The organism is Rhizobium leguminosarum bv. viciae USDA 2370, assembly GCF_002008365.1.
In the GTDB taxonomy this organism is placed as follows: domain Bacteria; phylum Pseudomonadota; class Alphaproteobacteria; order Rhizobiales; family Rhizobiaceae; genus Rhizobium; species Rhizobium leguminosarum.
The window spans coordinates 1-23877 of record NZ_MRDL01000028.1 but is presented as its reverse complement, the minus strand read 5'-3'; the positions used below and the strand labels follow the sequence as shown (position 1 = coordinate 23877).

The 23877-nt window shown below is 54.1% G+C and carries 22 protein-coding genes and 2 pseudogenes; 17 read left to right on the top strand and 7 right to left on the bottom strand.

What is annotated here, in order from left to right; genetic code table 11:
- Positions 1-67: 67 nt before the first annotated feature.
- From rfbA to rfbC, 4 genes are read right to left on the bottom strand one after another with little or no spacing between them, the layout of a single operon-like run.
- A complete protein-coding gene (gene rfbA / locus BS629_RS13165) occupies positions 68-931 on the bottom strand; it encodes a glucose-1-phosphate thymidylyltransferase RfbA (RefSeq protein ID WP_018244886.1) in 864 nt (287 codons plus the stop codon).
- Complete coding sequence (gene rfbD, locus BS629_RS13160) at positions 928-1821, bottom strand: dTDP-4-dehydrorhamnose reductase (RefSeq protein ID WP_018244887.1); 894 nt, start codon at positions 1819-1821, stop codon at positions 928-930. The genes rfbA and rfbD overlap by 4 nt, the downstream gene beginning before the upstream one ends.
- 1 nt (position 1822) lies before the next feature.
- Entirely contained in the window at positions 1823-2878 is a 1056-nt protein-coding gene (rfbB, locus tag BS629_RS13155; RefSeq protein WP_018244888.1) for a dTDP-glucose 4,6-dehydratase, read from the bottom strand.
- Between the two features lie 13 nt (positions 2879-2891).
- Positions 2892-3458 carry a dTDP-4-dehydrorhamnose 3,5-epimerase gene (gene rfbC, locus BS629_RS13150; protein ID WP_018244889.1) on the bottom strand — a complete coding sequence of 189 codons (567 nt, stop codon included), beginning with the start codon at positions 3456-3458 and terminating at the stop codon, positions 2892-2894.
- On the opposite strand from rfbC, the gene BS629_RS13145 reads away from it, so the two are divergent.
- Both BS629_RS13145 and BS629_RS13140 read left to right on the top strand, forming a co-directional pair.
- Entirely contained in the window at positions 3435-3995 is a 561-nt protein-coding gene (locus tag BS629_RS13145) for a hypothetical protein (protein WP_245268262.1), read from the top strand. The genes rfbC and BS629_RS13145 overlap by 24 nt on opposite strands.
- A gap of 92 nt (positions 3996-4087) precedes the next feature.
- A complete protein-coding gene (locus BS629_RS13140; RefSeq protein ID WP_018244891.1) occupies positions 4088-4999 on the top strand; it encodes a glycosyltransferase family 2 protein in 912 nt (303 codons plus the stop codon).
- A 693-nt stretch (positions 5000-5692) separates the two neighbouring features.
- On the opposite strand, the gene BS629_RS13130 is transcribed toward BS629_RS13140, so the two are convergent.
- Positions 5693-6556, bottom strand: a complete 864-nt coding sequence (locus tag BS629_RS13130) for a glycosyltransferase family 2 protein (protein ID WP_157626507.1) — start codon at positions 6554-6556, stop codon at positions 5693-5695.
- A gap of 277 nt (positions 6557-6833) precedes the next feature.
- On the opposite strand from BS629_RS13130, the gene BS629_RS13125 reads away from it, so the two are divergent.
- The 13 genes from BS629_RS13125 to rffA all read left to right on the top strand — a co-directional run bounded on the left by BS629_RS13125 (position 6834) and on the right by rffA (position 20466).
- Positions 6834-8162 (top strand): glycosyltransferase family 4 protein, encoded by a 1329-nt coding sequence (locus tag BS629_RS13125; RefSeq protein ID WP_104891236.1) that lies wholly within the window; start codon positions 6834-6836, stop codon positions 8160-8162.
- The gene (locus tag BS629_RS13120; RefSeq protein WP_018244894.1) at positions 8162-9094 is read left to right on the top strand and encodes an NAD-dependent epimerase/dehydratase family protein; all 933 of its coding nucleotides are present in this window, start codon (positions 8162-8164) and stop codon (positions 9092-9094) included. Before BS629_RS13125 ends, BS629_RS13120 begins: the two co-directional genes overlap by 1 nt.
- Positions 9091-11787: a rhamnan synthesis F family protein gene (locus tag BS629_RS13115; protein ID WP_018244895.1), complete on the top strand. Its 2697-nt coding sequence runs from the start codon at positions 9091-9093 to the stop codon at positions 11785-11787. The genes BS629_RS13120 and BS629_RS13115 overlap by 4 nt, the downstream gene beginning before the upstream one ends.
- A 538-nt stretch (positions 11788-12325) precedes the next feature.
- Entirely contained in the window at positions 12326-13036 is a 711-nt protein-coding gene (locus BS629_RS13110) for a WbqC family protein (RefSeq protein WP_018244896.1), read from the top strand.
- A gap of 2 nt (positions 13037-13038) precedes the next feature.
- Entirely contained in the window at positions 13039-13860 is an 822-nt protein-coding gene (locus BS629_RS13105; protein WP_018244897.1) for a phytanoyl-CoA dioxygenase family protein, read from the top strand.
- Positions 13857-14813 carry a glycosyltransferase family 2 protein gene (locus BS629_RS13100; protein ID WP_018244898.1) on the top strand — a complete coding sequence of 319 codons (957 nt, stop codon included), beginning with the start codon at positions 13857-13859 and terminating at the stop codon, positions 14811-14813. The genes BS629_RS13105 and BS629_RS13100 overlap by 4 nt, the downstream gene beginning before the upstream one ends.
- Complete coding sequence (locus BS629_RS13095) at positions 14810-15583, top strand: class I SAM-dependent methyltransferase (RefSeq protein WP_018244899.1); 774 nt, start codon at positions 14810-14812, stop codon at positions 15581-15583. Before BS629_RS13100 ends, BS629_RS13095 begins: the two co-directional genes overlap by 4 nt.
- A 26-nt stretch (positions 15584-15609) precedes the next feature.
- Positions 15610-16245, top strand: coding sequence for a class I SAM-dependent methyltransferase (locus BS629_RS13090; protein ID WP_018244900.1), 636 nt, complete (start codon positions 15610-15612; stop codon positions 16243-16245).
- On the top strand, positions 16242-16907 hold the full coding sequence (locus tag BS629_RS13085; protein WP_018244901.1) for an acetyltransferase: 666 nt from the start codon (positions 16242-16244) through the stop codon (positions 16905-16907). The genes BS629_RS13090 and BS629_RS13085 overlap by 4 nt, the downstream gene beginning before the upstream one ends.
- 5 nt (positions 16908-16912) lie before the next feature.
- A complete protein-coding gene (locus BS629_RS13080; RefSeq protein ID WP_245268244.1) occupies positions 16913-17818 on the top strand; it encodes a glycoside hydrolase family protein in 906 nt (301 codons plus the stop codon).
- A 19-nt stretch (positions 17819-17837) separates the two neighbouring features.
- Positions 17838-18248, top strand: a complete 411-nt coding sequence (locus BS629_RS13075; protein ID WP_018244903.1) for a GtrA family protein — start codon at positions 17838-17840, stop codon at positions 18246-18248.
- Positions 18249-18340: 92 nt separating this feature from the next.
- On the top strand, positions 18341-19132 hold the full coding sequence (locus tag BS629_RS13070; protein WP_018244904.1) for a class I SAM-dependent methyltransferase: 792 nt from the start codon (positions 18341-18343) through the stop codon (positions 19130-19132).
- A gap of 191 nt (positions 19133-19323) precedes the next feature.
- On the top strand, positions 19324-20466 hold the full coding sequence (gene rffA / locus BS629_RS13065; RefSeq protein WP_018244905.1) for a dTDP-4-amino-4,6-dideoxygalactose transaminase: 1143 nt from the start codon (positions 19324-19326) through the stop codon (positions 20464-20466).
- Positions 20467-20541: 75 nt separating this feature from the next.
- Here the strand turns inward: rffA and BS629_RS13060 are convergent, their stop codons facing one another.
- A complete protein-coding gene (locus BS629_RS13060) occupies positions 20542-22509 on the bottom strand; it encodes a hypothetical protein (protein WP_245268245.1) in 1968 nt (655 codons plus the stop codon).
- 567 nt (positions 22510-23076) lie between these two features.
- On the opposite strand from BS629_RS13060, the pseudogene BS629_RS13050 reads away from it, so the two are divergent.
- Positions 23077-23313: pseudogene (locus tag BS629_RS13050) on the top strand (transposase domain-containing protein); the annotation flags it as partial.
- On the opposite strand, the gene BS629_RS13045 reads toward BS629_RS13050, so the two are convergent.
- Positions 23294-23527, bottom strand: coding sequence for a DUF6429 family protein (locus BS629_RS13045; RefSeq protein ID WP_018244908.1), 234 nt, complete (start codon positions 23525-23527; stop codon positions 23294-23296). The pseudogene BS629_RS13050 and the gene BS629_RS13045 overlap by 20 nt on opposite strands.
- Positions 23528-23689: 162 nt before the next feature.
- Here BS629_RS13045 and BS629_RS39710 point away from each other — a divergent pair.
- Positions 23690-23800 (top strand): annotated as a pseudogene (locus BS629_RS39710) (transposase); the annotation flags it as partial.
- Between the last annotated feature and the right edge of the window lie 77 nt (positions 23801-23877).

Below are 23877 nucleotides of genomic sequence, written 5' to 3'. Positions count from 1 at the left end.
CGCTTTAGCTCCTTGTTTTACGCGTGTCGTTATCGCAAAACCGCTGCGCACTTTTGCGGGAATTGCTCTAATCCACCAGGCCACGCAAGTATTGGCCGTAATCGCCTTTGCCCGCTTTGGCGGCAATCTGGGCGAAGTGCTCCTTCGTGATGAAGCCTTTGGCCAGCGCAATTTCCTCCGGGCAGGCGATTTTGAAGCCCTGGCGTTTTTCAAGCGTGCGGACGAACTCGCCGGCCTCAAGCAGACTTTCGGGCGTGCCGGTATCGAGCCAGGCATATCCCCGGCCCATCATCGAGACACGCAGCTTCCCCCGCTCCAGGTATGTCTTGTTGACATCGGTGATCTCGTATTCGCCGCGTGGCGATGGCTTTAGATTGGCTGCGATATCAACGACATCTGCATCGTAAAAATAAAGGCCGGTGACAGCCCAGTGCGATTTAGGCTTCGCCGGCTTTTCTTCAATCGAAATGGCAGTCATGTTGCTGCCGAATTCGACGACACCGTAACGTTCGGGATCGTGCACATGATAGGCAAACACCGTCGCGCCATCACCCTTGGACGCACCTTCTTCGAGCAGTTCCGGAAGGCCGTGGCCGAAGTAGATATTGTCTCCGAGGATAAGACAGGATGGTCCGCCCGCCACGAAGTCTGCGCCGATGATATAGGCTTGGGCCAGTCCATCGGGACTTGGCTGGACAGCATAGCTTAGAGACATGCCCCATTCACTGCCATCACCCAGCAAACGCTGAAAGAGCGGCATATCGTGTGGAGTGGAGATGATCAAAACTTCCCGTATGCCAGCCAGCATCAAGGTCGTCAGTGGGTAGTAGATCATTGGTTTATCATAGATCGGAAGCAACTGCTTCGAGACCGAATGAGTCATCGGGTGCAGGCGACTGCCGCTACCCCCCGCAAGCACTATACCCTTCATACGGCCTCCTTCGGCTCTTCCAAGAGCTTTGTCACAGCATCTCGCGCTGACATCCGCCACTCCGGCATGCTCACGCCATAAAGGCCCTTCAACTTATCGCAGCACAATCTGGAATTAGCTGGCCGTTTCGCGGCTGTGGGGTAGTCAGCGGTGGCAATGTCCTTGACGGTGACGCGCCTGCCAGTCTTTTCCTCAAGAACTGACATTACATATCGTGCAAACTCAGCCCAGCTCGTTTCGCCGCTGCCGGCCAAATGAAAAACGCCGCGCAAGTCCGGACTGGAGTCGTTTGCCAGCCTGTCTGCTATTTTGACGATAGCCTCGGCTATGTCGTTGGCGGAGGTCGGGCAACCCAGTTGATCGCTGACAACGCTCAACTCTTCCCGCGTCTCCGCAAGCCTGAGCATCGTTTTCACGAAGTTGTGGCCAAACGTTGAATAGACCCACGCTGTCCGCAGGATGACATGGTTTTCATTCGCTGCGGCGACCGCATATTCGCCCTCGAGCTTCGATCTGCCATAGACGGATACCGGTCCGACCGGGTCGCTCTCGACATAGCTTTCGGGTTTGTCGCCATCGAAAACATAATCGGTCGAGAGATGGATGACAGGAAGGGACAGCTCGGCAGCCGCTGCGGCGATGGCCCTTGCGCCGTCTCGATTAATGGCGAAAGCCGCCGCCTCATCGCTTTCGGCTTTGTCAACGGCAGTGTAGGCGGCGGACGAGACGACGACGTCGGGTTTGAGCTTCGCAATGGTTTCACGCACCGTCGACGGCTCGAGCAAATCCAACTCGGGCCTCCCGATGGCGATGACCTCGATCCCCCCCACGTTAAGCGCTTGCAACGCAGACGTGACCTGGCCGCTTTTGCCTGTTACCGCGATGCGCATCTCACACCTTTTTCAACACGCCAAGCCGTTCACCGGAATACACACGCTCACGCAGCGGCTGCCACCACCAAGCGTTTTCCAGATACCACTCGACGGTCTTGCGAATACCGCTGTCGAAATTCTCCAGTGCTTTCCAGCCGAGTTCGGTCTCGAGCTTGGTGGCGTCGATGGCATAGCGTGCATCGTGGCCCGGCCGATCGGCAACATAGCCTATAAGATCGCTATGCGGCGCGGTTCCTGGCCGGATTTCATCCATGATCGCGCACACGCGCTCGACAACGTCGATGTTTCGCCGCTCGTTGCGCCCGCCGACATTGTATTTTTCGCCGGGACGGCCTCGTTGCACGATCAGCCAAAGCGCTCGTGCGTGGTCGTCGACATAGAGCCAATCGCGAATGTTCGAGCCGCTTCCATAGACGGGCAACGGCTTCCGTTCCAGCGCGTTCAATATGATGAGAGGAATGAGCTTTTCCGGGAAATGGAAAGGACCATAATTGTTCGAACAGTTGGAAATGATCACGGGCAGGCCGTAAGTCCTTTCCCACGCCGTCGCGAGGTGATCGCTTGCTGCCTTGGACGCGGAGTAGGGAGAGGACGGATCGTAAGGGGTCGTCTCGGCAAACAGCCCGTCTTCGCCGAGGGAACCATAGACTTCGTCGGTAGACACGTGCAGCATCTTGAATGCCGCCTTTTCTTCCGCCGGAAGACCTTGCCAATATTGCCGCGCGGCCTCCAGCATGCTGAAGGTGCCGTTTATATTCGTTTCGATAAAATCCGCCGCGCCGGTGATCGAGCGGTCGACATGGCTTTCCGCCGCCAGATGCATGACATAATCGGGACGAAACTCCTCGAAAGCGCTGCTGACAGCGCTTCTGTCGCAAATGTCGGCCTTGAGAAACCTGTAGTTCGGAGCATTCTCGATCGCTTTCAGCGAGGCAAGATTGCCGGCATAGGTCAGCTTGTCGATATTGAGGACGTCGGCGCCGATCTCGCTGACGAGATAGCGCACCAATGCCGAACCGATGAAGCCAGCGCCACCTGTTAAAAGTACACGCATGAGGCCCTCCGTTTTACGAAAATTGAAAATATGCGGGGAGTTCGGAAAGCAGTGGCTGCTTATTGTCCTTATCAGAAAGAACGTAGGCATCCATCTGCGGCCATTCGATCCCGATCTCGGCGTCGTTCCACCGCACGCCACGGTCATGCTCCGCGCTGTAGGGAGCTGTGACTTTGTAGCTTATGATCGTATCAGGCTGCAAAGTTACGAACCCATGCGCAAATCCGGCTGGCACCCAAAGTTGTGAGCCATTCTCAGGGGACAGTTCTGCGGACACCCATTTCCCATATGTCGGAGAGCCATGTCTGATATCGACGGTCACATCCAGGAGCGCGCCGCGCAGGCAGCGCACTAGTTTACCTTGCGCAAAGGGAGGCAACTGAAAATGCAATCCCCGAACGGTTCCCGGCTGCGCTGAAAGAGACTCATTATCCTGCACGAAAGAAACGTCGGCCACGTTGCTGCGGAACCAGGAATCTTTAAAGACTTCGCTGAAATAGCCCCTTGAGTCACCGAACCTGGCGGGCATGATCTTTTTGACGTCCCCGATCTCCAGTTGTTCTACATTCAACGCGTACATCCTTGCATTAAGCTCGATCGCTGGATTGTGACAGCGGCCAACGCCGGCGATATAGCCAATTGTGCTGCTGAGCACATACCTTGGCGAGGCCTAGACGGCAAGATGAGAATCCAGTTCTGCCACCGGATGCGTGAAACGCGGGACCAGACGATTCACGCTGCGGCAATGTATTGGGTTCTAGAGTTAAGTTTGCGGATCCCTGCCGGTCAAAAAGCCTTGATGCGCAGTTATGTCGAGCATTTGGTGTCTCATGACGGGGCTGACATCAATCGAGACGCGTGGGAGGCCCAGGTGCCGGGCGCCTCCATCCGAGATCGCAAGCTGCTTTGGAGTGGCATAAGGGCTGCAGCCAAGGAGAATTCACGCCCGACATCCTTTGAATTTCAGTTGGCGCTTGGCAGGGATGACGATCATGCTTTATGGCGCACGCTGGCACTGGCATTTGCCGCGTGGGGTTGCGAAACATGTGTGATGAAACAACCGATAGACAAATCGCCCGGTGCCCGCTTTATGAACTGGATCGGAGGGGGTGGCTAAAGGTTATCGGTCCTTCTGGCTGTCAGATCGCGGGCCGTGCCAAATGCTAGCGAGCGCGCGCCGCCGCCTGTTGAAAATTCGGAGATGTTCGGTTGATAGAGATTCTTTGCGCGACCTATAATGGTATGCGCCATCTTCGGGAGCAGATTGCATCCATTGAGGCGCAGACGCTTACCGACTGGCATGTCACGTTCTTCGACGACGGCTCAACGGATGGTACCGTCGAAATGCTCGAAGCTCTGGCCGAAAATGATGCTCGCTTCCGCTTGATACGAAATCCCGTCAATCTCGGTTTTTGCGGTAACTTCCTTAACAACCTTTCGAAGCTCGAAAACACTGACGCTTATGCGTTTTGCGACCAGGATGACATTTGGTACCCGGACAAACTCGAACGTGCGTTTGACTGGCTCTCGAGGATCGATGCGGGCACACCGGCAGTTTACTTCGCTCGGACTGAAATTGTCGATGAACAACTCAATCATGCGGGAATGTCGCCCGATTTCAAACTCGAACCAAGTTTTCGCAATGCCTTGGTCCAGAGCATCGGTGGAGGCAACACCATGATGTTCAATCAGGCGGCGAGGGATCTTGTGGTCAGCACTTTGCCGAAAACACGACTCATTTCCCATGACTGGTGGTTCTATATTGTTGTCGCGGGCTGTGGCGGGATTGTCCGATATGATTCCGAGCCCGTATTGAAATACCGTCAGCACGCCGCCAACCTGGTTGGCGCCAATAACAGCATCTCAATGCAAGTCGCCAGATTGTGGATGGCCTTCCGGGGGCAATGGCGTGCGTGGAACACTGCTCACGAAGAGGCGGTTAAGACCTTCCAGGATCGCCTTACTCCCGAAAATCGTGCCGCTTTCCACGCTTTTCAGCGGGCTCGTAACGGTGGTTGGCCCTTTGAGAGATTGTCGGTGCTCAAGCGAACCGGGATAAGGCGCCAAAGCACGCTCCAAACCAAATTTCTTCCCATTCTCGCTCTACTGAACAGGCTGTAGGCGCTACGCTGCCTATCGGCGGTTTCGAAGGAAGCGGGGAACCTCGATGCGGATCTGGAAACTATCAGAAATTTGGCGCGGGCGTGCCATTTAGTGGTGCAACGATTCCTAGACGCGATTCCCGGCGGCCCATATCGGATCGGCTACCCATTACTCTCTGGACGTTAGTCGTCAGCTAGAGAAACTCCGTAGCTGGCAGCGATGGTCAGTGATAATGCGATCCCTCTGCCCAAGGAAGCGCAACGCGAGGAAATGCTGGTCGGCAATCTGTGGCCTTATCGGAAAGGTTCGGATTGTAGACGGGTCCTCGCCGATTTTTGCACCCCACCCGTTCCCGCAACCCCGCCGTCGAGCTCCAGTGTGGCCCCCCGGGTGCCGGCGTCGTCGCGACTGTGCGAAGCGGACTCCAAATGATATAGCTGTGTGTGTGCGGCATAAATGACCCCAAGCCCAGTGCTGAGCACGAGCAAGCGGAAGTCTACATCGTTAGACGCAACGGGGAAAGCTGCTCATCAAGCCCGGCTGCCATCCAGCGAATGCGGTAGGCGTTCGCAAGCCACAGCCCGGATGAGCATCCATAAAATCGAGCTCATATCGCAATGCGCCAACATCGATGTCAACGTCTGGATTGAGCACGGGATGGACAGAGCTATTCGATTTTAGCGCAGGTCCGCTTGGCCGTTTACACTCACGCTATCTTCTTCCCATTCGATTGACGACGCCATGAAGCAACCCGAGTGCCATCATTCTTGCGTGCTCTAGCCGCGGTGAGGTCATCAAAGAGAAGAATGCGAACTGACGCGCGACCCTCCACATCAATACGAACTTCCATTGAGACGGGATCCATTTTTGGCGACAAAGCCAGATCGCATTGCGGATATGATAATAGTGACGCAATGGACTGTGAACAGGGACATGGCGCTTCCCAAACGCAATAGATTCATCGCCCAATGCGTGTTTCATAGTGGCAGCGCAAACGCCATAGGATCGATATCCCAATTGCTGGGCTCGCAGTCCCCACTCGATATCGACGTAGTCGATGAACATATCCTCGACCATCATGCCAACTGCATCGATGGTGGAGATGGGGATGAGGCATCCGGAAGCGATCAGAAAATCGACATCGACGAGCGTATTGGATGCGGAACAGATTTGGCGCTTGAGCTTCAGACCCTCGAGCCTGATAAATGGAGCGGCATCTCGCTGGCGGCTGTCGGTATAGTGAGGTCCGACGCAAGCTACTTGATACCCTTGTTCCTGTTTGGCGAGAACAGCTGCAAGAAGCTTTGCGACCATATCTGAGGCAGGAATGCTATCCTGATCCAACAGCAAAACGAAACTTGAGCCAGTCGAGCGGGCACGTTCGATGCCAATATTCTGCGCCCGCGCGATTCCATAGTTGTCGCCAAGCTCAATGATCTCGGTACACATCCCGTGGTTAATGCTGCTGCTGACATTTAAACGGGAGCCATTGTCGACAATAAACAGCTGATCCAATTGCGGAGCAACTGCCGCCACCAGATGCCTTAGTGCGTCTATATCGGGATTGTAACTCACGATCACGCCGCTGATTTTGGCTGAGGTTAACGAAGTTTGCATATGGTCACGGGGTTAAAAACACGTAGGCCGTCGGTAGCATATTGATCCGGGTCCTGAAACCAATTAAGTGCTCTGGCGTGCGTAAGCGGATATCTTTTCCTAGTTGCATTGAGGACAAGCGTGGCTGAATGCATTGCTTGCCTAAGCTCGCCTGAAGATAAGGCCTAGCGTGGAGCGTCTGTCGCATAGTTGCGTGCTTTGCCATGCGCACAGAAAAAGGTGATCTAAAACGAGAATGAATGCGATATTCGCGCTTATTAATCGGCATCCACTGCTGTCTTCGGCAGCGCGCAAGCTGGCGCGGCGACTACCGGTTCTAAAAAGTATTGCTTTGCAATTATCCTATACTGCAGAGTTATGGCGGTTGAAGCCTCTGACGGCAGGTGGGAAGACTTACGACCCAACGCGCAAGACTATTATTCTGTGTGTTCATGACGGAAGTTTCACCGGTGCCCCCATTCTGGGCTGGAATCTGGTACGTCAACTCAGCCAAAGCCATAATGTGGTTTGCGTCTTGCTTTCCGGGGGCAAACTGGCTGCTGAGTTTGTTCGCTATAGCGTGGGACTTGTCATCCCTGTTGCCGGCTCTATCGGAAACGCCAACCCCGAAGCATTCGCACGCCGTGTGATACGCCCCCTTCGGGAGAAGTTCGGAGCGGATTTTATCCTTGCCAATAGTGTAGAGTCAGAGATCGCAATCAGCGCAGCTGCCATTCTGGGGATTCCATCTATGGCGCTCATTCACGAATTCGCTGAATATACCTATCCCCCCCGTCTCCTTAAGGTACTTGGTTCCGCGGGCACCGTCGTATTTTCCTCAGAACTGCTCGCAAAGTCTGCACGCGATGCAACGGGGATGACCCTTCCGAATGCGATCATAGTTCCTCAGGGGAAGTGCGAAGTTCCAGTAAGCGGCGGTCAGGTGAATTCCTCGGCGCTGGACAGTCTGCTCAATGAGCTGGCAGACGGAAGTACGTTTTTATGTATAGGATGTGGCCACGTCCAGATGCGTAAAGGGGTAGATCTGTTTATCGCAGCTGCAACCCAAGTTCTGGCTCGTGGCGTTCGGGCGAAATTCGTCTGGGTGGGCGACGGATATGATCCGGGGCGCGATTATTTTCTGAGCGTCTGGCTCAAGGACCAGATTGAACGTGGTGGATATGGTGCGGATATTAGCATCGTCCCCGCACTCTCCGCGGAAGATCTCGAGAAGCTTTATAGGCGCGCGGACGCAATGTTCCTGAGTTCACGCCTGGATCCGCTACCCAATGTTGCTATTGATGCCTTGAGCGCGGGTGTTCCAGTCATCTGCTTTGCGGCGGCCAGCGGGTTCCCTGGTTATTTCGAAGAGGATGAAATCCTCAAGCGACTCGTTGTGCCCTATTTTGATTTTGGCACAGCGGCGGCGCGAATTTTCGAGATTGCCAACGATCACGAGTTGCGTAATCAACTGTCGCTGCGCGCAGTAAGCCTAGCTCGCAGGCGTTTTGATATGGAGACGTACGTAGAGCTCCTGGTCGAGGAGATGGCCAAGACCACTGCTAACTTTGCGGGGAAACAATAATGGCGAGGTACCTTATTACCGGAGGCACCGGCTTCGTCGGGAGGAGCCTCGCGCGCATCCTGCAAGCCAGTGGAGACGAGGTTATCCTAGCCACCCGCGGGCGTCATCAAGACGGTGATTTGCATCATTGGATCGAATATGATTTGCGAGACCGGTCGACGATTGCCAATATCATTGAGGCGCGGCCAGATGGCGTGTTTCACTTGGCATGGTCGACCACGCCGGGCTCTGCCGAAAGTGATCCGGCGTCTGATGTACAGATTAATCTCGCAGGTACACTGGCTCTGTTCCAGGAGCTATCGAAGAGTATGCCTGTGCCCGTCGTCTTTGTCTCTTCCGGTGGTACGGTGTACGGTGTTGCTGATACGCTGCCCATTCCCGAAGAGCACCCCCTGCGGCCGATCGGCATTTACGGAATTACCAAAGCGACGGCGGAACAATATGCACTGAATATCCGCATGCGCACCAATCTTGATATAAGGATCGCGCGCCTCAGCAATCCCTTCGGGGCGCATCAATCCGCGGCGAAGCTGCAAGGAGCCGCCTCGATATTTACCCGAAAGATCATCCATCGAGAACCCATTACGATATGGGGCGACGGAAGCACCGTCAGAGACTATATCGATGTCGACGACGCTTCGTCCGCGCTGGCGGCGATCATGCGCATGGCCCCTGCACCGCGGGGCATTAATTCGATTTACAATGTTGGTTCGGGAGAGGGTCTTTCACTTCGAAAGCTCCTAGAGACCATTAGTCAGGTTTCATCTATTTTGCCGACTGTTAACTACGCATCGCAAAGATCGTTTGATATACCCGAAAACGTACTCTCCATTGACCGGATTTTCCGGGACGCCGGCTGGAAACCTCGATCCGTTAGGCAAGCCTTGGAGGAAATGGCAATTGCCATGTTGAGATCGGGGAATGTGGAGTGAGAAGGTACGTCGTTCGCATCCTAAGGGATGAGAAAAAAAGGCACACGTTAAAAGCGATCCTTTCGCGCTCAAACCTTCTAACGAAGATATCGCGACGCTTTCTGGAAAGCTACCGACAGGGACGATGGTCAGCAATTGGAGGATGGGCGTCGACGTTTGACGTCGCCATACTCAATGACATCGTCGCAAGCGATTACTTCGATGTGCGTTACTATCAAAACTCTGCGGGTAAGGTGTTTGGCTCCGCGCATGCTGCCCTCTCCGATTATCTCCAGCACGGTGAAAAAGACAATCTGCGTCCGAGCTCATTGTTTGATCCGCTCGTCTATCGGTACGGCCACAAGGACCTTGCCGATCTAAAGTCGTCGCCTCTAATGCACTATTTTCGGCATGGAAGAGACGAAAAGCGCTTGACAGCTCTGGATTTTGACGAGCTCTCATCGGCGGGAAAACGTGCGTTCGTTACGGGCCGTCCGACTGTTGTCCTGGTATCACATGAAGCTTCCATGACAGGTGCGCCCATCCTGGGCTGTAATATATCAGCGCAGCTTGCCGAAACCTGCAATGTCGTGAGCGTTATTTTAAAAGACGGAGTTCTTGTTGAGAGCTTCCGTGAGCACGCGTCTCTCTTACTCGTCACTCCGGAGGGGACATCAGGTCTCGATAGTCGCGTGTTACGGGAGCGTATACTAAGACCGGTCAAAGAAAGGTTTGGCCTGGACTACGTGCTTGCGAACAGCGTTGAGGCCGCCAATGTCGCCAGCGCTGCTCAGGAACTTGGTGTTCCAGCGGTAACCCTTATGCACGAGTTTGCGGAATATGTTGTCCCGCAGACGCGTGTTCGCGATATGGTGATCGGCTCACAGGTCGTTGTTTTCTCTTCGATTTTGACGGCGAATTCTGCCCGCAAATCCGCAGCGTCCAATGATTTCAGGAACTGTATAGTTTTGCCGCAGGGCAAGTCGGAGATTCCGGAAAACGAAGGAGTGCTGGTTTCTACACAACTTGAGATATTGCTCGAGAAGCAGAAGTCGGAAAAGCGTTTTCTGGTGATCGGCTGCGGTTTTGTACAGATCAGAAAAGGGGTCGACCTATTCATATCGGTCGCTCATCGACTGGCGCAGAAACTAGGCCCCAAGAATACACGGTTCCTTTGGGTGGGCGATGGATATAATCCTGATCAGGATCTTTTATACTGCGTTTGGCTGCGAGACCAGATTGCGCGTAGTGGCCTGGAAGATGTAGTAACGATTATACCGGGGGTGGACGCGAAAAGCCTGGACAAGCTTTATGCGAACGCCGACGCAATGATGATGAGTTCGAGGCTAGATCCCTTTCCCAATGTCACCATAGATGCGATGCAACAGGGAATGCCGGTCGTCTGCTTCGAAGGCGCTTCGGGCACCGCCGAGTTTCTTCAGAATATCCCTCAATTCAAGCCTCTTGTTGCACCTTATCTGGATATCGATGCCGCAGCAGGGATTCTCGCGAGACTTGCTACTGAACCTGGTTTTTCACGGGACATTGGTGATTCTTTGAGAGCAGTATCTATCGAGGCCTTCGACATGCGCAGATATGTCAACAGACTGATTGAGATCCTGAAAGACGCTCGCTCAATGACTGAGCAGGAAAAACAGGATTTCGAAATATTGAAAAAGGCGGATGTTCTTTCGGAGGTTTCACTGGGGAATGCCTTGGGAAAAATCTCGTCGAAGGACGAGCAGGTGCGCAAATATCTGCGATTTGCCGCCAGTGGGGTTCAGGGCGTGGACCGCATTTACCGCCGGCCGTTGCTGGGTTTCTCGCCGCATATTTACCTTGAGCATCATCCGGAATTGAACCGGCCTCCGTTTCAGAATCCATTGGCGCACTGGATTGATACAGGCCGTCCAGAGGGGCCGTGGTTTAGACAGGTGCTCCGGTTTGGGCAGTCCGGTAGCCCAAGCCTACCGCCAAACGATCTGAAAGTTGGCCTCCATATCCATCTTCACTATTTCGACATCCTTGACAATATTCTGGAGCGCATTAAGCGCAATTCAGCCAGACCGGACTTGCTCATCAGTGTTACTTCGCAGGAAGGCCTAAGTTACGTATCCTCGAGGCTCGCAGACTATAAACGTAGTAAGACGATCATTAAGCATGTTCCCAACAGGGGCCGCGATTTCGGACCGATGATCACCGAGTTCGGTCACATGTTGGCAGACTACGATATTGTGGGGCATATACACGGAAAGAAAAGCCTCGAGATTTCTGAGGGGGGGGCGATCTCGCCATTTGGCGATGTTTGGCGAGAGTTCTTGTTTGAAAATCTTGTCGGGGGGACGACCGCAGCGATCGACGAGACACTGTTCGCCTTTGCGCAGGACAAGAACCTCGGCTTGATTTTTCCGGAAGACCCGAACGTCGTCGGCTGGACTGAAAACTACCTGCCCGCGCATGAACTCTGTGTAAAGCTCGGCGTATCTGGAAAACTGCCGGCCTCGATAGAGTTTCCCGTCGGCAATATGTTTTACGCACGGCCTCAGGCACTCGCGCCAATCTTCAATTCCAGTTTGACGTGGGACGACTATCCGGCCGAGCCCGTCGGGTATGATGGAACAATCCTCCACGCCATGGAGCGCATAACACCTTTTGTTTGCGAACAACAGGGCTTCAAGTGGCTGACTTCTGAGGTCGAAGGTTTCTACAGGTAGGCGCGCGCTGAACCATGCCGATTGGCGGACGCCACGCCACTGTCTCCAACTAAGCGTACCGCGCGTGAAATGTAAGCGCTGTTTTTCGTCCCAAGAACGGCGTTCGATCAAGAGCGACAAGCGTCCGGGCGCGCCTCCGATGTCGTCTTCGATAGTGCCGTGAACTCCGGTGTCGCGCACTCCGTGAAATGGCCGCAGCGCGCGCTTCAATCGCTTCGGAACGTTTCATGCCACTCGGACCTGGATATCGAAAGACCCGACTCTTCGTCGATGCAACGTGGCGACCAGTTCCGTCACGAAGGCTCCGCACAACCTGGCCATCGTCCGGCACTTCGCATCAAACCTGGTACGTGCCCGAACGACAAGCGCAGTATCGAGCTCAGGAGCAACAAGGTAGGCAGAAATCCCCAGTAGCTCACTGAATCATCGGCCAATGTACGTTGCCCCCGATTTATGGGCCTCGTGTCAGATGGAGGAGGCTTGCCTTCTAATAGGCATCTACGATAACCGTTGCCCGGAAAATTGAGGACGAACAGAAATGAAAAAAGTCGCTATTCTGCAGTCTAACTATATCCCTTGGAAGGGCTATTTTGATTTGATCGCGGCTGTGGACGAATTCATCCTCTATGACGATATGCAATATACACGACGCGATTGGCGCAATCGCAATCAGATCAAGACACCGCAAGGCGTCGTCTGGCTGACGGTACCCGTAAAAGTAAAAGGAAAGTACCACCAGACGATCCGGGAAACGGAGATAGACGGTAGAGATTGGGCCGCCGCACATTGGAAGTCCATTGTTCTGAATTACAAGAAGGCGCCCTTCTTTGACGATATTGCCACCTTTCTGGAACCCATTTACCAACGTGAAAATCACCGAAACCTATCGGCAGTCAATCGCGAACTCCTCGAAAGCGTCTGTCGCTATCTTGGCATCACGACACCGATAACTAATTCCTGGGACTACCTTCTCGTTGATGGCAAATCCGAACGGCTGGCCGATCTTTGCCTCCAGGCGGGGGGTACGGAATACATCTCCGGCCCAGCCGCCAAGGATTACATTGAGGAGAGAGCCTTTAGCGACCGTGGTCTAAAGCTCAGTTGGTTTGACTACCAGGGATATCCAGAATATCCCCAGCTTTGGGGTGAATTCGTGCATGGGGTAACCGTTCTGGACTTGTTGTTCAATTGCGGCAAGGACAGCCCGGCATTCATGCGGTATGTAACAACGCGACCAAAGGGCAACTGACAATGCAGGAAAAATCGTATGGCGTAGTCGCGAGATCCGCAGCTGCCAGCGACCACGAGACTCATGTCGAGGCGATCAGGAACCGCGGCTACACTGTCTTGCCTGGGGTGCTCTCGTCCGACGAGCTGTCCGATTGGCGAAAGAGGATCGATCTCACTTATGCCAAGCAGGAGCAGGAGTTCGGCAGAGATCGTCTAGTTGCGATCAAGGAACTGGACCTTTGCCGCGCGCCACTCTTGTATGATCGTGACTTTCTCGGTCTCGCGGAACACCCCAAGATTATGGAAATCGTCAAGGCTCTTCTTGGCGAGTGGTTCATTCTTAATCTTCAGAACGCAATCATTAATCGGCCGAACATCGAGCACCACCAAAGTTCCTGGCACCGAGATCTGCCTTATCAGAACTTCGTCATCTCGCGACCGCTTTCGGTGAACGCACTATTCGCAATCGACGACTTTTCCGCGGAAACCGGCGGAACTCAGTTCCTGCCGTTCTCCCACAAAATCGAGTATCTGCCATCTGAGCAATATGTAGCGGCCAACCGCGTGCATGGCGAGGCACGAGCAGGTTCTGTGATTCTATTTGACTCAATGGTCTTTCATCGCGCGGGGGCAAATTCCTCGCCCAATATTCGCCGCGCCATCAATCAGATGTACACGGTTCCGATACTGAAGCAGCAGTATGATTTCGCCAAGGCGTTGGCAAGTGAACGGTCCACGCTTTCCGAAGGCGCCTTGAGGCTACTGGGCTTCACCTCTGAAGTCCCGTTGAACGACCGTGAATGGCGCGCTGCACGCGCGGCGAAACTCGGAATTGCGGGATGAAGTCCGAGATCGATCCAGACGGAAGCGTTGTTATCAGCGTTGTCGTTCCAGTGTATGGGTGCGACGGTTGCATTGAAGAGCTTTGTGCCCGGGTGCGGCTTGCTCTGATGGATCTTCACGTCTCCTTTGAAATCCTTTTGGTGGACGACCGCAGCCCTGACCAGTCCTGGGCAAAAATTGTCGCAGTACACGAGTATTTCCCGGAGGTAACGGGCATTCGCCTAAGCCGGAATTTCGGACAGCACATTGCGATATCTGCGGGCCTTGCCGCAGCGAGGGGAGAATATGCGGTTGTCATGGACTGCGACCTGCAAGATCCGCCTGAGCGGATCCCCGATCTATACGCCAAGATAAAGGAAGGTTACGATTTCGTGCTCGCCAAACGAGTGAGCCGCAGCCATTCTGCCGGCCGTCTCATTGGCGCCAAAGCCTATTTTTTGCTAATGGAACGTTTGCAGAAAGGTTCATTCGATAGTTCATTCGGCACGTTTTCGATCCTGTCACGCAAGGTGATCAACGCGTTTCTGCGCTTCAGCGAGAGGGAGCGGCACTATCTGTTCATCCTTGGTTGGCTCGGTTTCAATGCCGGTACTATCGAATACGATCATAACCAACGTTTCGCAGGAAAGAGTTCCTATTCTTTATCAAAACTCATACGGCATGCCATGGATGGAATTTTCTTTCAGTCTACCGATCTACTGAAGTGGATCGTAACAACCGGGTTGGCATTTTCTCTTATTGGGCTCATTTCGTGCCTATACTTTATCATTAGCTATTTTTTATACGGATCTTCCCCGGGTTGGACGAGTCTATTCGTAGCAATGCTGACGTGCACCGGAGCAATTCTGATTTCTCTTGGCGTTCTGGGACTCTATGTTGGTAAAATATTCGATCAGGTGAAAGAGCGTCCCCTTTATGAGGTGGACCTTGTTCTGGAGCATGTCGAAAAATGAAGGCGCTTCCGCCCGGTACGATCCTCCAGCTGATGTATCTTTCGGAGCGCCTGGAAAGGTTGCAGCCCGGGCGCTTCATTGAGATCGGCGCGGGGAACGGTGAAATTACGAGTCTTTTGCTTTCCCGGGGATGGATCGGATCGGTCTACGAGTTCGACGCGGATACAACGGCAAGGCTGAAAGAGCGTTTTGCGGACGAAATTGTTGAGGGCCGCCTGGTGCTGAGCAATTCCAACTATGTGCGATCGGAGACAGCAGACGTCGATATCGTCATATCATCGATGGTCATGGAGCATTTGAGCGACGAGGACGAAGCGCTCTTCATGCAGAAATCGCGCGCGAATCTGGAGCACAAGCACGGAACCCTTATCGGGATCGTTCCGGCCGGCCCTCGTTATTGGGGGATTGAGGACGAGATTGCAGGCCATTTCCGCCGATATACACCGGATCGGATCGAAGCTCTCGCACGGGCGTGCGGCTGGTCGCTACAGCACCTCAAAGGCCTAACATTCCCCGTTTCCAACCTGTTGCTGCCGGTCTCCAACTACCTCGTGACGAAGCAGGAAGGGGCAAAAGTCAGCCTATCGAAACTGGAGCAGACCAAAGAATCCGGTCGGCGAAACGTCAAATTTAAGACTACTTTCCCGTCGATTTTCTCGTTAATTCTCAATCAGTACACCATGTATCCACTGCACCTCCTACAGAAGGTGCTGGGACCAACCGACAGGTCGCTCGTTCTCTATTTTGAGGCAAGGCCACTTCCGCGTTGAGCGCGGTGTCAGGAAAGGATGAAATTTTGGCAGATGCGGGCAAGCAGGACGTGCTGGAGGCCGTCGCGCAATATTACTCCAGCAAGCTCGCTGAACATGGGCAATCACCGCGCGGCGTTGACTGGAACGGTGAAGAAAGTCAGTTTCAGAGATTTGCGCAGCTAAGCAAGGTCATCGTTGGCACCGCCGACTTCTCTGTCAACGATCTGGGGTGCGGCTACGGCAGCTATTTCGATTACATCCGCAATAACTGCGAACACGTCCGCTATACCGGTATCGATCTTTCGGCCGATATGATCGCCGCCGCTCGGCAACGGTTCGCCGGTATTGATAACGGACGGTTCGTCGTCGCGGGCGAGCCTGACAGTATCGCCGACTATGGCATAGCAAGCGGGATCTTCAACGTGCGACTCGACGGCGGGGACGAAGTCTGGCATGCCCATATTCTCAAGACTCTGGATATGCTCGACAAGACCAGCCGCCGTGGCTTTGCCTTTAACTGCCTGACATCCTATTCTGATGCGGATAGGATGCGCGACTACCTGTACTATGCGAATCCGGGCGCAATGTTCGATCACTGCAAGCGAAACTATTCCCGCGACGTGGCGCTGCTGCACGACTACGGGCTTTACGAGTTCACGATACTGGTGAGGAAATCATGAGGAAAAGGCTGATCATATTTGGAACCGGAGATATCGCCCAAATCGCCCACGCCTACTTTTCCAACGATTCCGACTACCAAATCGTCGCGTTCACCGTCGACAGCGCTTATCTGGGCGAGACGGAGTTTTGCTCTCTGCCTGTCGAACCGTTCGAAACGGTAGCCGAAACCTATCCACCTTCCGAGCATTCGATGTTTGTCGCCCTGAGCTACACCAAACTAAATACGTTGCGACGCAGCAAGTACGAGGCCGCCAAGGCGCTGGGATACCCAATTGCGAGCTATATCAGTTCACGCGCGAGCGTCCTCAACAATGGCCGCATCGGCGAAAACTGCTTCATTTTCGAAGACAACACGATCCAGCCATTTTCCGTCATCGGCGACAATGTCACCTTATGGAGCGGCAACCACATCGGCCACCACTCGACGATCGGAGACCATACATTCATCGCCTCGCACGTGGTCGTCTCAGGCGGCGTCGAGATCGGTGAACAATGTTTCATCGGCGTGAACGTCACTTTGCGGGATCACATCAAGATCGGAGACCGGTGTGTGATTGGAGCTGGCGCGCTGCTACTCGCCGATGCCGAGCCTGAAGGCGTTTACGTCGCGCAGGCGACGGAGCGTTCGAAAGTGCCCAGCACCAAATTGCGGCGGATATGACCGCCATGAAACGTTGGCATAAGCTTGGCCAACTTTATATCCCCTCTGGAACGCACCCGAAACTTCGGACCCACGCGGCGAATCCCCTGCCGGTTCACCTCGAAAAAGACGTCTATCGGGTGTTTTTCAGCGGGCGCGACGCCCATAATCGGTCTTCCGTCGGGGCGGTCGATATTGACATCGTAGAGAAGGTCGTTGTTAGGGAGCATGTGGCGCCGTTCATCGAGCATGGCCCTGCGGGTAGTTTCTATGAAGCCGGGATCAGTATCGGCAACTGCTATACCGCCGACGGTCACCGCTACATGCTTTTCATGGGATGGCAAAATCCTCGCGATGGACATTGGCGCGGCGATATCGGGCGCTTGCGCGTGACGCCCTCGCTGGAACTTGAATTGGACCGGCATGAACCGTTCATCGGAGCAAACACCGAGGATCCAATCAGCCTCTCCTATCCGTGGGTCGAACAGCGCGAAGACGGCGCCTTTCAGATGTGGTACGGCTCAACCCTTAGCTGGGATGCCGGCAACGGCGAAATGCTGCACGTGATCAAGTCGGCGATATCGGAAGATGGACACACCTGGCAGCGGCGAGGCGACGCGGTGCCATATCAGATCGGGGTGGCGCAGGCTTTCTCACGACCGACAGTCGTACGCCGCTTCGGATCCTATCACATGTGGTTTTCATATCGCAGCGGGCTGGGCGAAAACTACCGTATCGGCTACGCAGCCAGTGATGATGGCGAGGCATGGGAGTTGAAGTTGCGGGAGGCCGGCATTGATGTATCACCTTCCGGCTGGGACAGCGAAATGATCGAGTATCCGTTCGTATTCGCTCACAGAGACAGTTGGTACCTGATGTACAATGGGAATCGCTTTGGAAAGACCGGGTTTGGCCTTGCAGTTTACGACTAGAGTTCACCAGTTGAAATCGATGGCCAATTGGCAATCGCTGATTCAGTTTGTGCGCTACGGTACATTGGGCGCTCTCACAAATGTTTCGGGGTATGCGCTTTACCTCGGTATCACCTATCTCGGCGTCGGCGCGAAGCTGGCGATGACCGTGCTCTACTGCGTTGGCGTCTGCATCAGCTTCGTTGGTAACCGACAGTGGGTCTTTGGTAGCAATGATGGAATGTTTGCCACAACTATGCGGTTCTTGCTGGCCTATGCGATAGGCTATCTCGTGAATTACGCGATCCTGGCCGTTTTCGTTGATTGCATGGGCTACAATCACGCCTTTGTTCAGGCAGTATCCATTATTGTTGTTGCTCTTTTTCTATTTGCCACATTCAAGCTTTTCGTGTTTCCGCGTGCCGGCAATGTCAATGGAAGCGTAGGATGATCCGCTGTCTTCACTGCAATACCGTCTTTTTCTCCTCCGAAAACAGTGAGATATGTCCGGCTTGCGGGTGGACTCCCGCAAGGATCGATGGATTGCCGGCATATGCGCCCGAGTTGGCCCGAGCCGGAGGTGGATTCGAACCCGGGTATTTCGATGACCTTGCTGGGCTGGAAGCGAACAATTTTTGGTTTCAGTCCCGCAACAAGTTGTTGCAGTGGGTGCTGAAGCGCTTCCGCCCGAATTTCAGATCCTTTCTGGAGGTTGGCTGCGGCACCGGTTTTGTTCTCACAGGCATAGCCCGTCTCAATCCGCATGCTCGCATTGCGGGCAGCGAAATCTTTACCGCTGGCCTGAGCTTCGCCCGCGAACGCTTGCCGACGGCATCCCTGATGCAAATGGATGCTCGAAACATACCATTCATTGAGGAATTCGAAGTCGTTGGCGCCTTCGATGTGCTGGAGCACATCGAAGAGGATGAGTTAGTACTATCGCAGCTGCATGCCGCGCTGAAAGAAGGCGGCCTGCTCATGATCACGGTGCCCCAGCATCCTTGGCTCTGGAGCACCCTCGACGAATACTCGCGCCACTTCAGGCGCTACACGGAAGCGGAACTTCGCCGAAAGGTGGAAGCAGCCGGTTTTGAGATCCTTAGAAACACGTCCTTCGTGACGCTGCTCCTGCCGGCAATGGCGCTGTCGCGATTAGTCCGGCGCGACAAGCCGGTAGGGGAAATCGATGTGCGCGCCGAACTGCAATTGCCGACCGTCGTAAATATGATCTTTAAGTTTCTGCTGTCTTGCGAGATTTTCCTCATCAAAGCCGGTATCAGCTCGCCTGTGGGCGGCTCACGACTGGTCGTGGCTCGCAAACCAGAGGCCTCCTAGCCTATCCTCTTTTTGCGGGCGACATATTGCCCTCTCGCGGTAAGTCATCGCTTGGGAGCGGCCCGAAATACTGCCGGTATATGAATACGTCGCCGCCGGTCATGAAGGCGGATGTCGGACATTGCCTCAAGATGTAAGGCCGTATATCGATGGCATTCTCCGGGGCGCGCACGCAATCGAGATGAAATGATATGAGTGATCAGAAAATTCCCTTCAACTGGCCTCACATGACCGGTAAGGAGCTGTACTACATAGCCGAATCTCATTTCAACGGCGCCCTTGCGGGTGACGGCCCTTTTACGAAGCGATGCCACGAGTGGCTTGAGACTCAAACCGGTACTGCCAAGGCACTGTTGACACACTCGTGCACCGCAGCCCTGGAGATGGCGGCCTTGTTGCTGAACATCTCCCCCGGCGACGAAATCATCATGCCCTCCTATACTTTCGTGTCGACGGCCAATGCGTTCGTTCTGCGTGGTGGCGTCCCGGTGTTCGTCGACATCCGCGAAGACACGTTGAACATCGACGAGACCCTGATCGAAGCCGCGATCACACCGCGAACAAAGGCAATCGCTGTCGTTCACTACGCCGGTGTCGGGTGTGAGATGGATGCCATCATGGAAGTCGCACGACGTTACGGGTTGAAAGTCATCGAAGATGCGGCTCAAGGCGTGCTGGCTACGTACAAAGGCCGCCCGCTGGGAAGTATTGGTGATCTTGGCGCCTACAGCTTTCACGAGACGAAGAACGTTATTTCGGGGGAGGGCGGCGCGCTTCTGGTCAATGACCCCATTTTTGTTCAGCGTGCAGAGATAATCAGAGAAAAGGGTACTGATCGTAGTCGGTTCTTTAGAGGTCAGGTCGACAAGTACACATGGCAGGAAGCGGGGTCATCATTCCTTCCCGGAGAGATCATCGCGGCATTCCTTTGGGCGCAACTAGAGGAAGCAACGAGGATCACGAATCGGCGCTTGGCCAGTTGGAATTGGTACCATGAAGCGCTAGCCCCACAGGAATTCAGGGGTGCTCTGCGACGTCCCTTTGTGCCGCACAACTGCAGTCACAACGCCCATATGTACTATGTTCTTCTGGATCCGGAAGTTGAGCGCGACGTAGTCCTGCATCAACTAAGGCAACGCAACATCGGAGCAGTATTCCACTATGTTCCGTTGCATTCGGCGCCAGCGGGCCGGCGTTACGGACGAGTTTGCGGTAGCATGGAAGTGACTGATGCGGCATCCAGCCGCTTAGTTCGGTTGCCTCTCTGGGCTGGCCTAACAGAGCAGCAACAGCAGTTGGTCGTGACTTCGCTGGAAAGCGCGATAGAACGTTAGAAGATCCTCGATGCAGAGGTTAAGAAAATGATCAAGCTCAAATTTGGAAAGAAGCATTCTAGTCAGCTCAGTACCCTATCGGTCTGTGTATACGGCAAACTGACCGCTCTTCCACGCTGCGCCAGCGCGTTCACGATCAAAGGCAACCTGCGTAGTGTCCGTCACTAGGTAGTGAGTAATATGTTCAGACGCCATTAGTTGCTTGAGCGCCGAAACCGTTGGAGCAGCGTCAAGCCGTTTAACGACTTCCATCCTCCGTCTTGCTTCGTTGCCGACATTATCGCTGCGCAGTTCGAAGAGGCGTGGCCGGGAAATGTAAGCGGGGATACCGCTTAGAGCCACCAATGCAGATGCATCGTCAATGTCGCGGGACGCCTCAGACTGACCGGCAACAACGAACCTGGGAGTGTGTTCGACATTTTTCTTGAGCTCCGAGGCGACTGCAAAAAGCGGGGGAGGGAATTGGACATCATAAAAATTCTTTGCCCAATCCATTTGTGGACGTCGCACCTCAGAAATATCGTCCGCCATCAATGCAAGCGAGATCGTTGCGGCGAGCACTAGGAGTTTCCATGAGACCGATGCGGTCGCGCCGGGAAGAAGCGCCGCAGCCGCTATGGCGATAAATCTGACCGACCAGATGCATGTGACAACCACAAGAAGTGGGCCCGCGCGATGTCGAAATTCGGTAATGTCCCCATTAGCCGTTATTGGTGCCAGAATCATCATAATCGAGGCTACCGCCAACAGCAAAAACGGTATCGCGTCGAACTCAACCAGCTTTTTTTGAGCGCCGCACACTGCTGCAGCTCCGAAAAAGATTGCAAGCCAGGGGCCCAATATTCCCGTAAGTACCAGTCCTATACCGATCAAGGCCGCGCCCTCACGTCCTAACGTTTGGGTAAGGCGGGGGTAGAGCGCCTGGTAGTTTGTCGGTGGCTGGCCTAGATGTACCGTTTCCACGTACGAGAAGAGGAAATTTGCCGTATTTGTGCGGATTTCGGACCAGGAGACAGCGATCAAAAAAACGCAAAGCAGGGCCAATCCGCAGATAACACCCAGTATTTTTTGGCTCCTTGAAAGCTTTGTCGTTCCCACAACTACACTGAGGATCAGGCAGGGCGCCAACCACGCAAATGTATTTGCTCGAACTAAGAGGCAAGCGGCGCATAGGAACGAGCCAACGACGAGTGCAGCGCGACTTTTCGTTTTCATCCAGTAAGTAAGCATGGCGATCGAACCGCAGGCCACGCCCAAGCTATATGCCGTTCCCGGAGCTGTATCCAGGAGCCAAGGGAAGCTCAGAAGACCGTTGCGAAGTATAATTCGATCTGGGCTTGGGACGAGCGCTATCGCTGTCAGCGCAACTAGGGCAATTCCTCTCCCTCCAAGTGCTATACCTAGCGCAACGATACCAGCCGCCATAGTGAGAGTGCCTAAAGGTATCCATACCAAGACTGCGGCATTTAGAGCCGATATCCCAGATAATCGAGCAACGAATGCTGTCGGCATATAACTGGCAACGTGGTAGAGCGGGAGTTGGACATCGGCCATGGATGTCATTCCACGATGTAGGGAGTTAGAAGAGCTGAATTGCGCGATCGTCCCAGCATGCAGGAGAATGTCTGACCAGAACTGGAGCCTGCCAGTTGCTTCGAATTCCTGCAGTCGGGTGACTAAGTCGTAAGACCAAACGAAGGTAAATAACGCGACGAATATTCCTAAAACTAGGTCCTTTTTCAATCTTCTGGTGTCGCTGCGCCGCAGATACACACAAATCAAAATAAAAAAAATAAATGAAATTATAGCACATTGTAAAATTAAGCTAAAATATTGAGTGATCAATATTAAATAAGATAGGATCGAAAATCCTGCAATAAATTCTAAAAACGGTTCGTTGACGCCGGAAATTATGCCTGTAATCCGCCCCGAAAGAAAAAATGCGACAACTACAAGAGCCAAAGCTAGTTGCGCTTCTAGTCCCAAGGCGCGGGCAGAAGCCCACAAGGAAATGGTAAATAGGGAGATGATACTGAAGTTCATTCTACCATCAGCCGTGCTAGCCATCGAGCATAGTCATCCATCTTGTGTTTTCTTCTTTATAGGAGGCAGCAGCCACTTAGGTCATAGCAATCCATTGTCGTGTGGCAAGCACTAAAATGAATTCCTCAACGTTTTCAAATGCACCCAGGCTTTGGCAGAGCAGCGGGATCAAAAGTTAAGGAAGCGAAGTCCAGATTTGTGGATTCCCGTCGCTTGCGGCTCCGCACGGGGGCGTACTCACGTCGCAGGTACGCAGGTATTTGCGGATGGTATTCCGGGATAGGCCCGTCCTGCGGCATATCTCCCGGATCGGTAGATGCTCTCGAAAATGCCAGCGTCGGATTACGCTCAGTAAAGCCATGTCGATCACTCCAGAGCCCCCGCTGAAACGTAAGCGACAAGCTGACCCCATCTGGCGTCGGTAGCGTTGGCCGCTGTATTGCGGACAGACGATTCACAAACTGTGAGCTTCTATGTCTGCGCCTAGCTCTGGAACTAGAAACTTCCATATGATCGAGGCTGTTCCGGAACGACTGTGAGCGTCCGGCGAACCCCTTTCCGCGTAGTCGAGGAATTGCACTCGGGCGTCGAAACTGGACCTTCGCCGGCTCCCAGCGTGGGGCCGATCGTGCCGCCATCATGCTCTCCGTTATCACGACCTGCCGTCTCAACGACGTCGACCCAAAGGCGTGGCTCGCCGATGTGTTCGCCCGCATCGCCGATCTTCCTGTCTCCCGCCTGCACGAACTGCTGCCTTGGCAATGGAAGTCACACAAAGGGACGGCTATTGCGGCCGCCGCGTAAACAGCTCCCGGAACAACGCTTCCGAACGCTCCAAGCCTTCATCGGTCAGGAACAATGACTTCGACTTGTTGACCGGGTCGCCGATCAAGCCCTTCTTGTGAAGCCGATCCGTCGTTGCCCAGTCGAAACCCTTCCAGGCCCAACGCTCGTTATGCAGCGTAAGCCATAACAGCGCCAAAACGGCATCGTCGATCTTGTCCTCATCGATCTCCATGAACCGACATTACCACGCGCGGCACCCAAAATCCCGCGGTCCTGCTCGGATGGATACGGTTCTAATGCCAGAACATGGCCTGATTTGCTCGATCAGCAAAAACCGCTTACCGGACGCTCACGAACGACTTGAGGGCCCCCACGCCAATTTCGGCGCCACTGGTCTGATGATTTTAAAGCGCGGGCTGTGGCTCAGGCAATGGAGCCCGGCGCAAGCGTCTCGGCCATTGTGCATCGTATCGGCATACATCCCTCGCAGCTATTTGTATTGTAAGCCCACGGTGAAAGCCGTCTTGCGATGACGGGCTACTGACTGGCAGTCCTAGTGGTAACGCTAGGAGTAGTCATATG

What these genes read in the sequence shown, in the direction of transcription:
- rfbB (WP_018244888.1), bottom strand. Translation starts at nt 2,878, where the DNA reads ATGCGTGTACTTTTAACAGGTGGCGCTGGCTTCATCGGTTCGGCATTG.
- BS629_RS13105 (WP_018244897.1), top strand. Translation starts at nt 13,039, where the DNA reads ATGCAGGAAAAATCGTATGGCGTAGTCGCGAGATCCGCAGCTGCCAGC.
- rfbC (WP_018244889.1), bottom strand. Translation starts at nt 3,458, where the DNA reads ATGTACGCGTTGAATGTAGAACAACTGGAGATCGGGGACGTCAAAAAG.
- BS629_RS13085 (WP_018244901.1), top strand. Translation starts at nt 16,242, where the DNA reads ATGAGGAAAAGGCTGATCATATTTGGAACCGGAGATATCGCCCAAATC.
- BS629_RS13110 (WP_018244896.1), top strand. Translation starts at nt 12,326, where the DNA reads ATGAAAAAAGTCGCTATTCTGCAGTCTAACTATATCCCTTGGAAGGGC.
- BS629_RS13095 (WP_018244899.1), top strand. Translation starts at nt 14,810, where the DNA reads ATGAAGGCGCTTCCGCCCGGTACGATCCTCCAGCTGATGTATCTTTCG.
- BS629_RS13045 (WP_018244908.1), bottom strand. Translation starts at nt 23,527, where the DNA reads ATGGAGATCGATGAGGACAAGATCGACGATGCCGTTTTGGCGCTGTTA.
- BS629_RS13100 (WP_018244898.1), top strand. Translation starts at nt 13,857, where the DNA reads ATGAAGTCCGAGATCGATCCAGACGGAAGCGTTGTTATCAGCGTTGTC.
- BS629_RS13120 (WP_018244894.1), top strand. Translation starts at nt 8,162, where the DNA reads ATGGCGAGGTACCTTATTACCGGAGGCACCGGCTTCGTCGGGAGGAGC.
- rffA (WP_018244905.1), top strand. Translation starts at nt 19,324, where the DNA reads ATGAGTGATCAGAAAATTCCCTTCAACTGGCCTCACATGACCGGTAAG.
- BS629_RS13125 (WP_104891236.1), top strand. Translation starts at nt 6,834, where the DNA reads ATGAATGCGATATTCGCGCTTATTAATCGGCATCCACTGCTGTCTTCG.
- BS629_RS13075 (WP_018244903.1), top strand. Translation starts at nt 17,838, where the DNA reads ATGGCCAATTGGCAATCGCTGATTCAGTTTGTGCGCTACGGTACATTG.
- rfbA (WP_018244886.1), bottom strand. Translation starts at nt 931, where the DNA reads ATGAAGGGTATAGTGCTTGCGGGGGGTAGCGGCAGTCGCCTGCACCCG.
- BS629_RS13080 (WP_245268244.1), top strand. Translation starts at nt 16,913, where the DNA reads ATGAAACGTTGGCATAAGCTTGGCCAACTTTATATCCCCTCTGGAACG.
- BS629_RS13060 (WP_245268245.1), bottom strand. Translation starts at nt 22,509, where the DNA reads ATGAACTTCAGTATCATCTCCCTATTTACCATTTCCTTGTGGGCTTCT.
- rfbD (WP_018244887.1), bottom strand. Translation starts at nt 1,821, where the DNA reads ATGCGCATCGCGGTAACAGGCAAAAGCGGCCAGGTCACGTCTGCGTTG.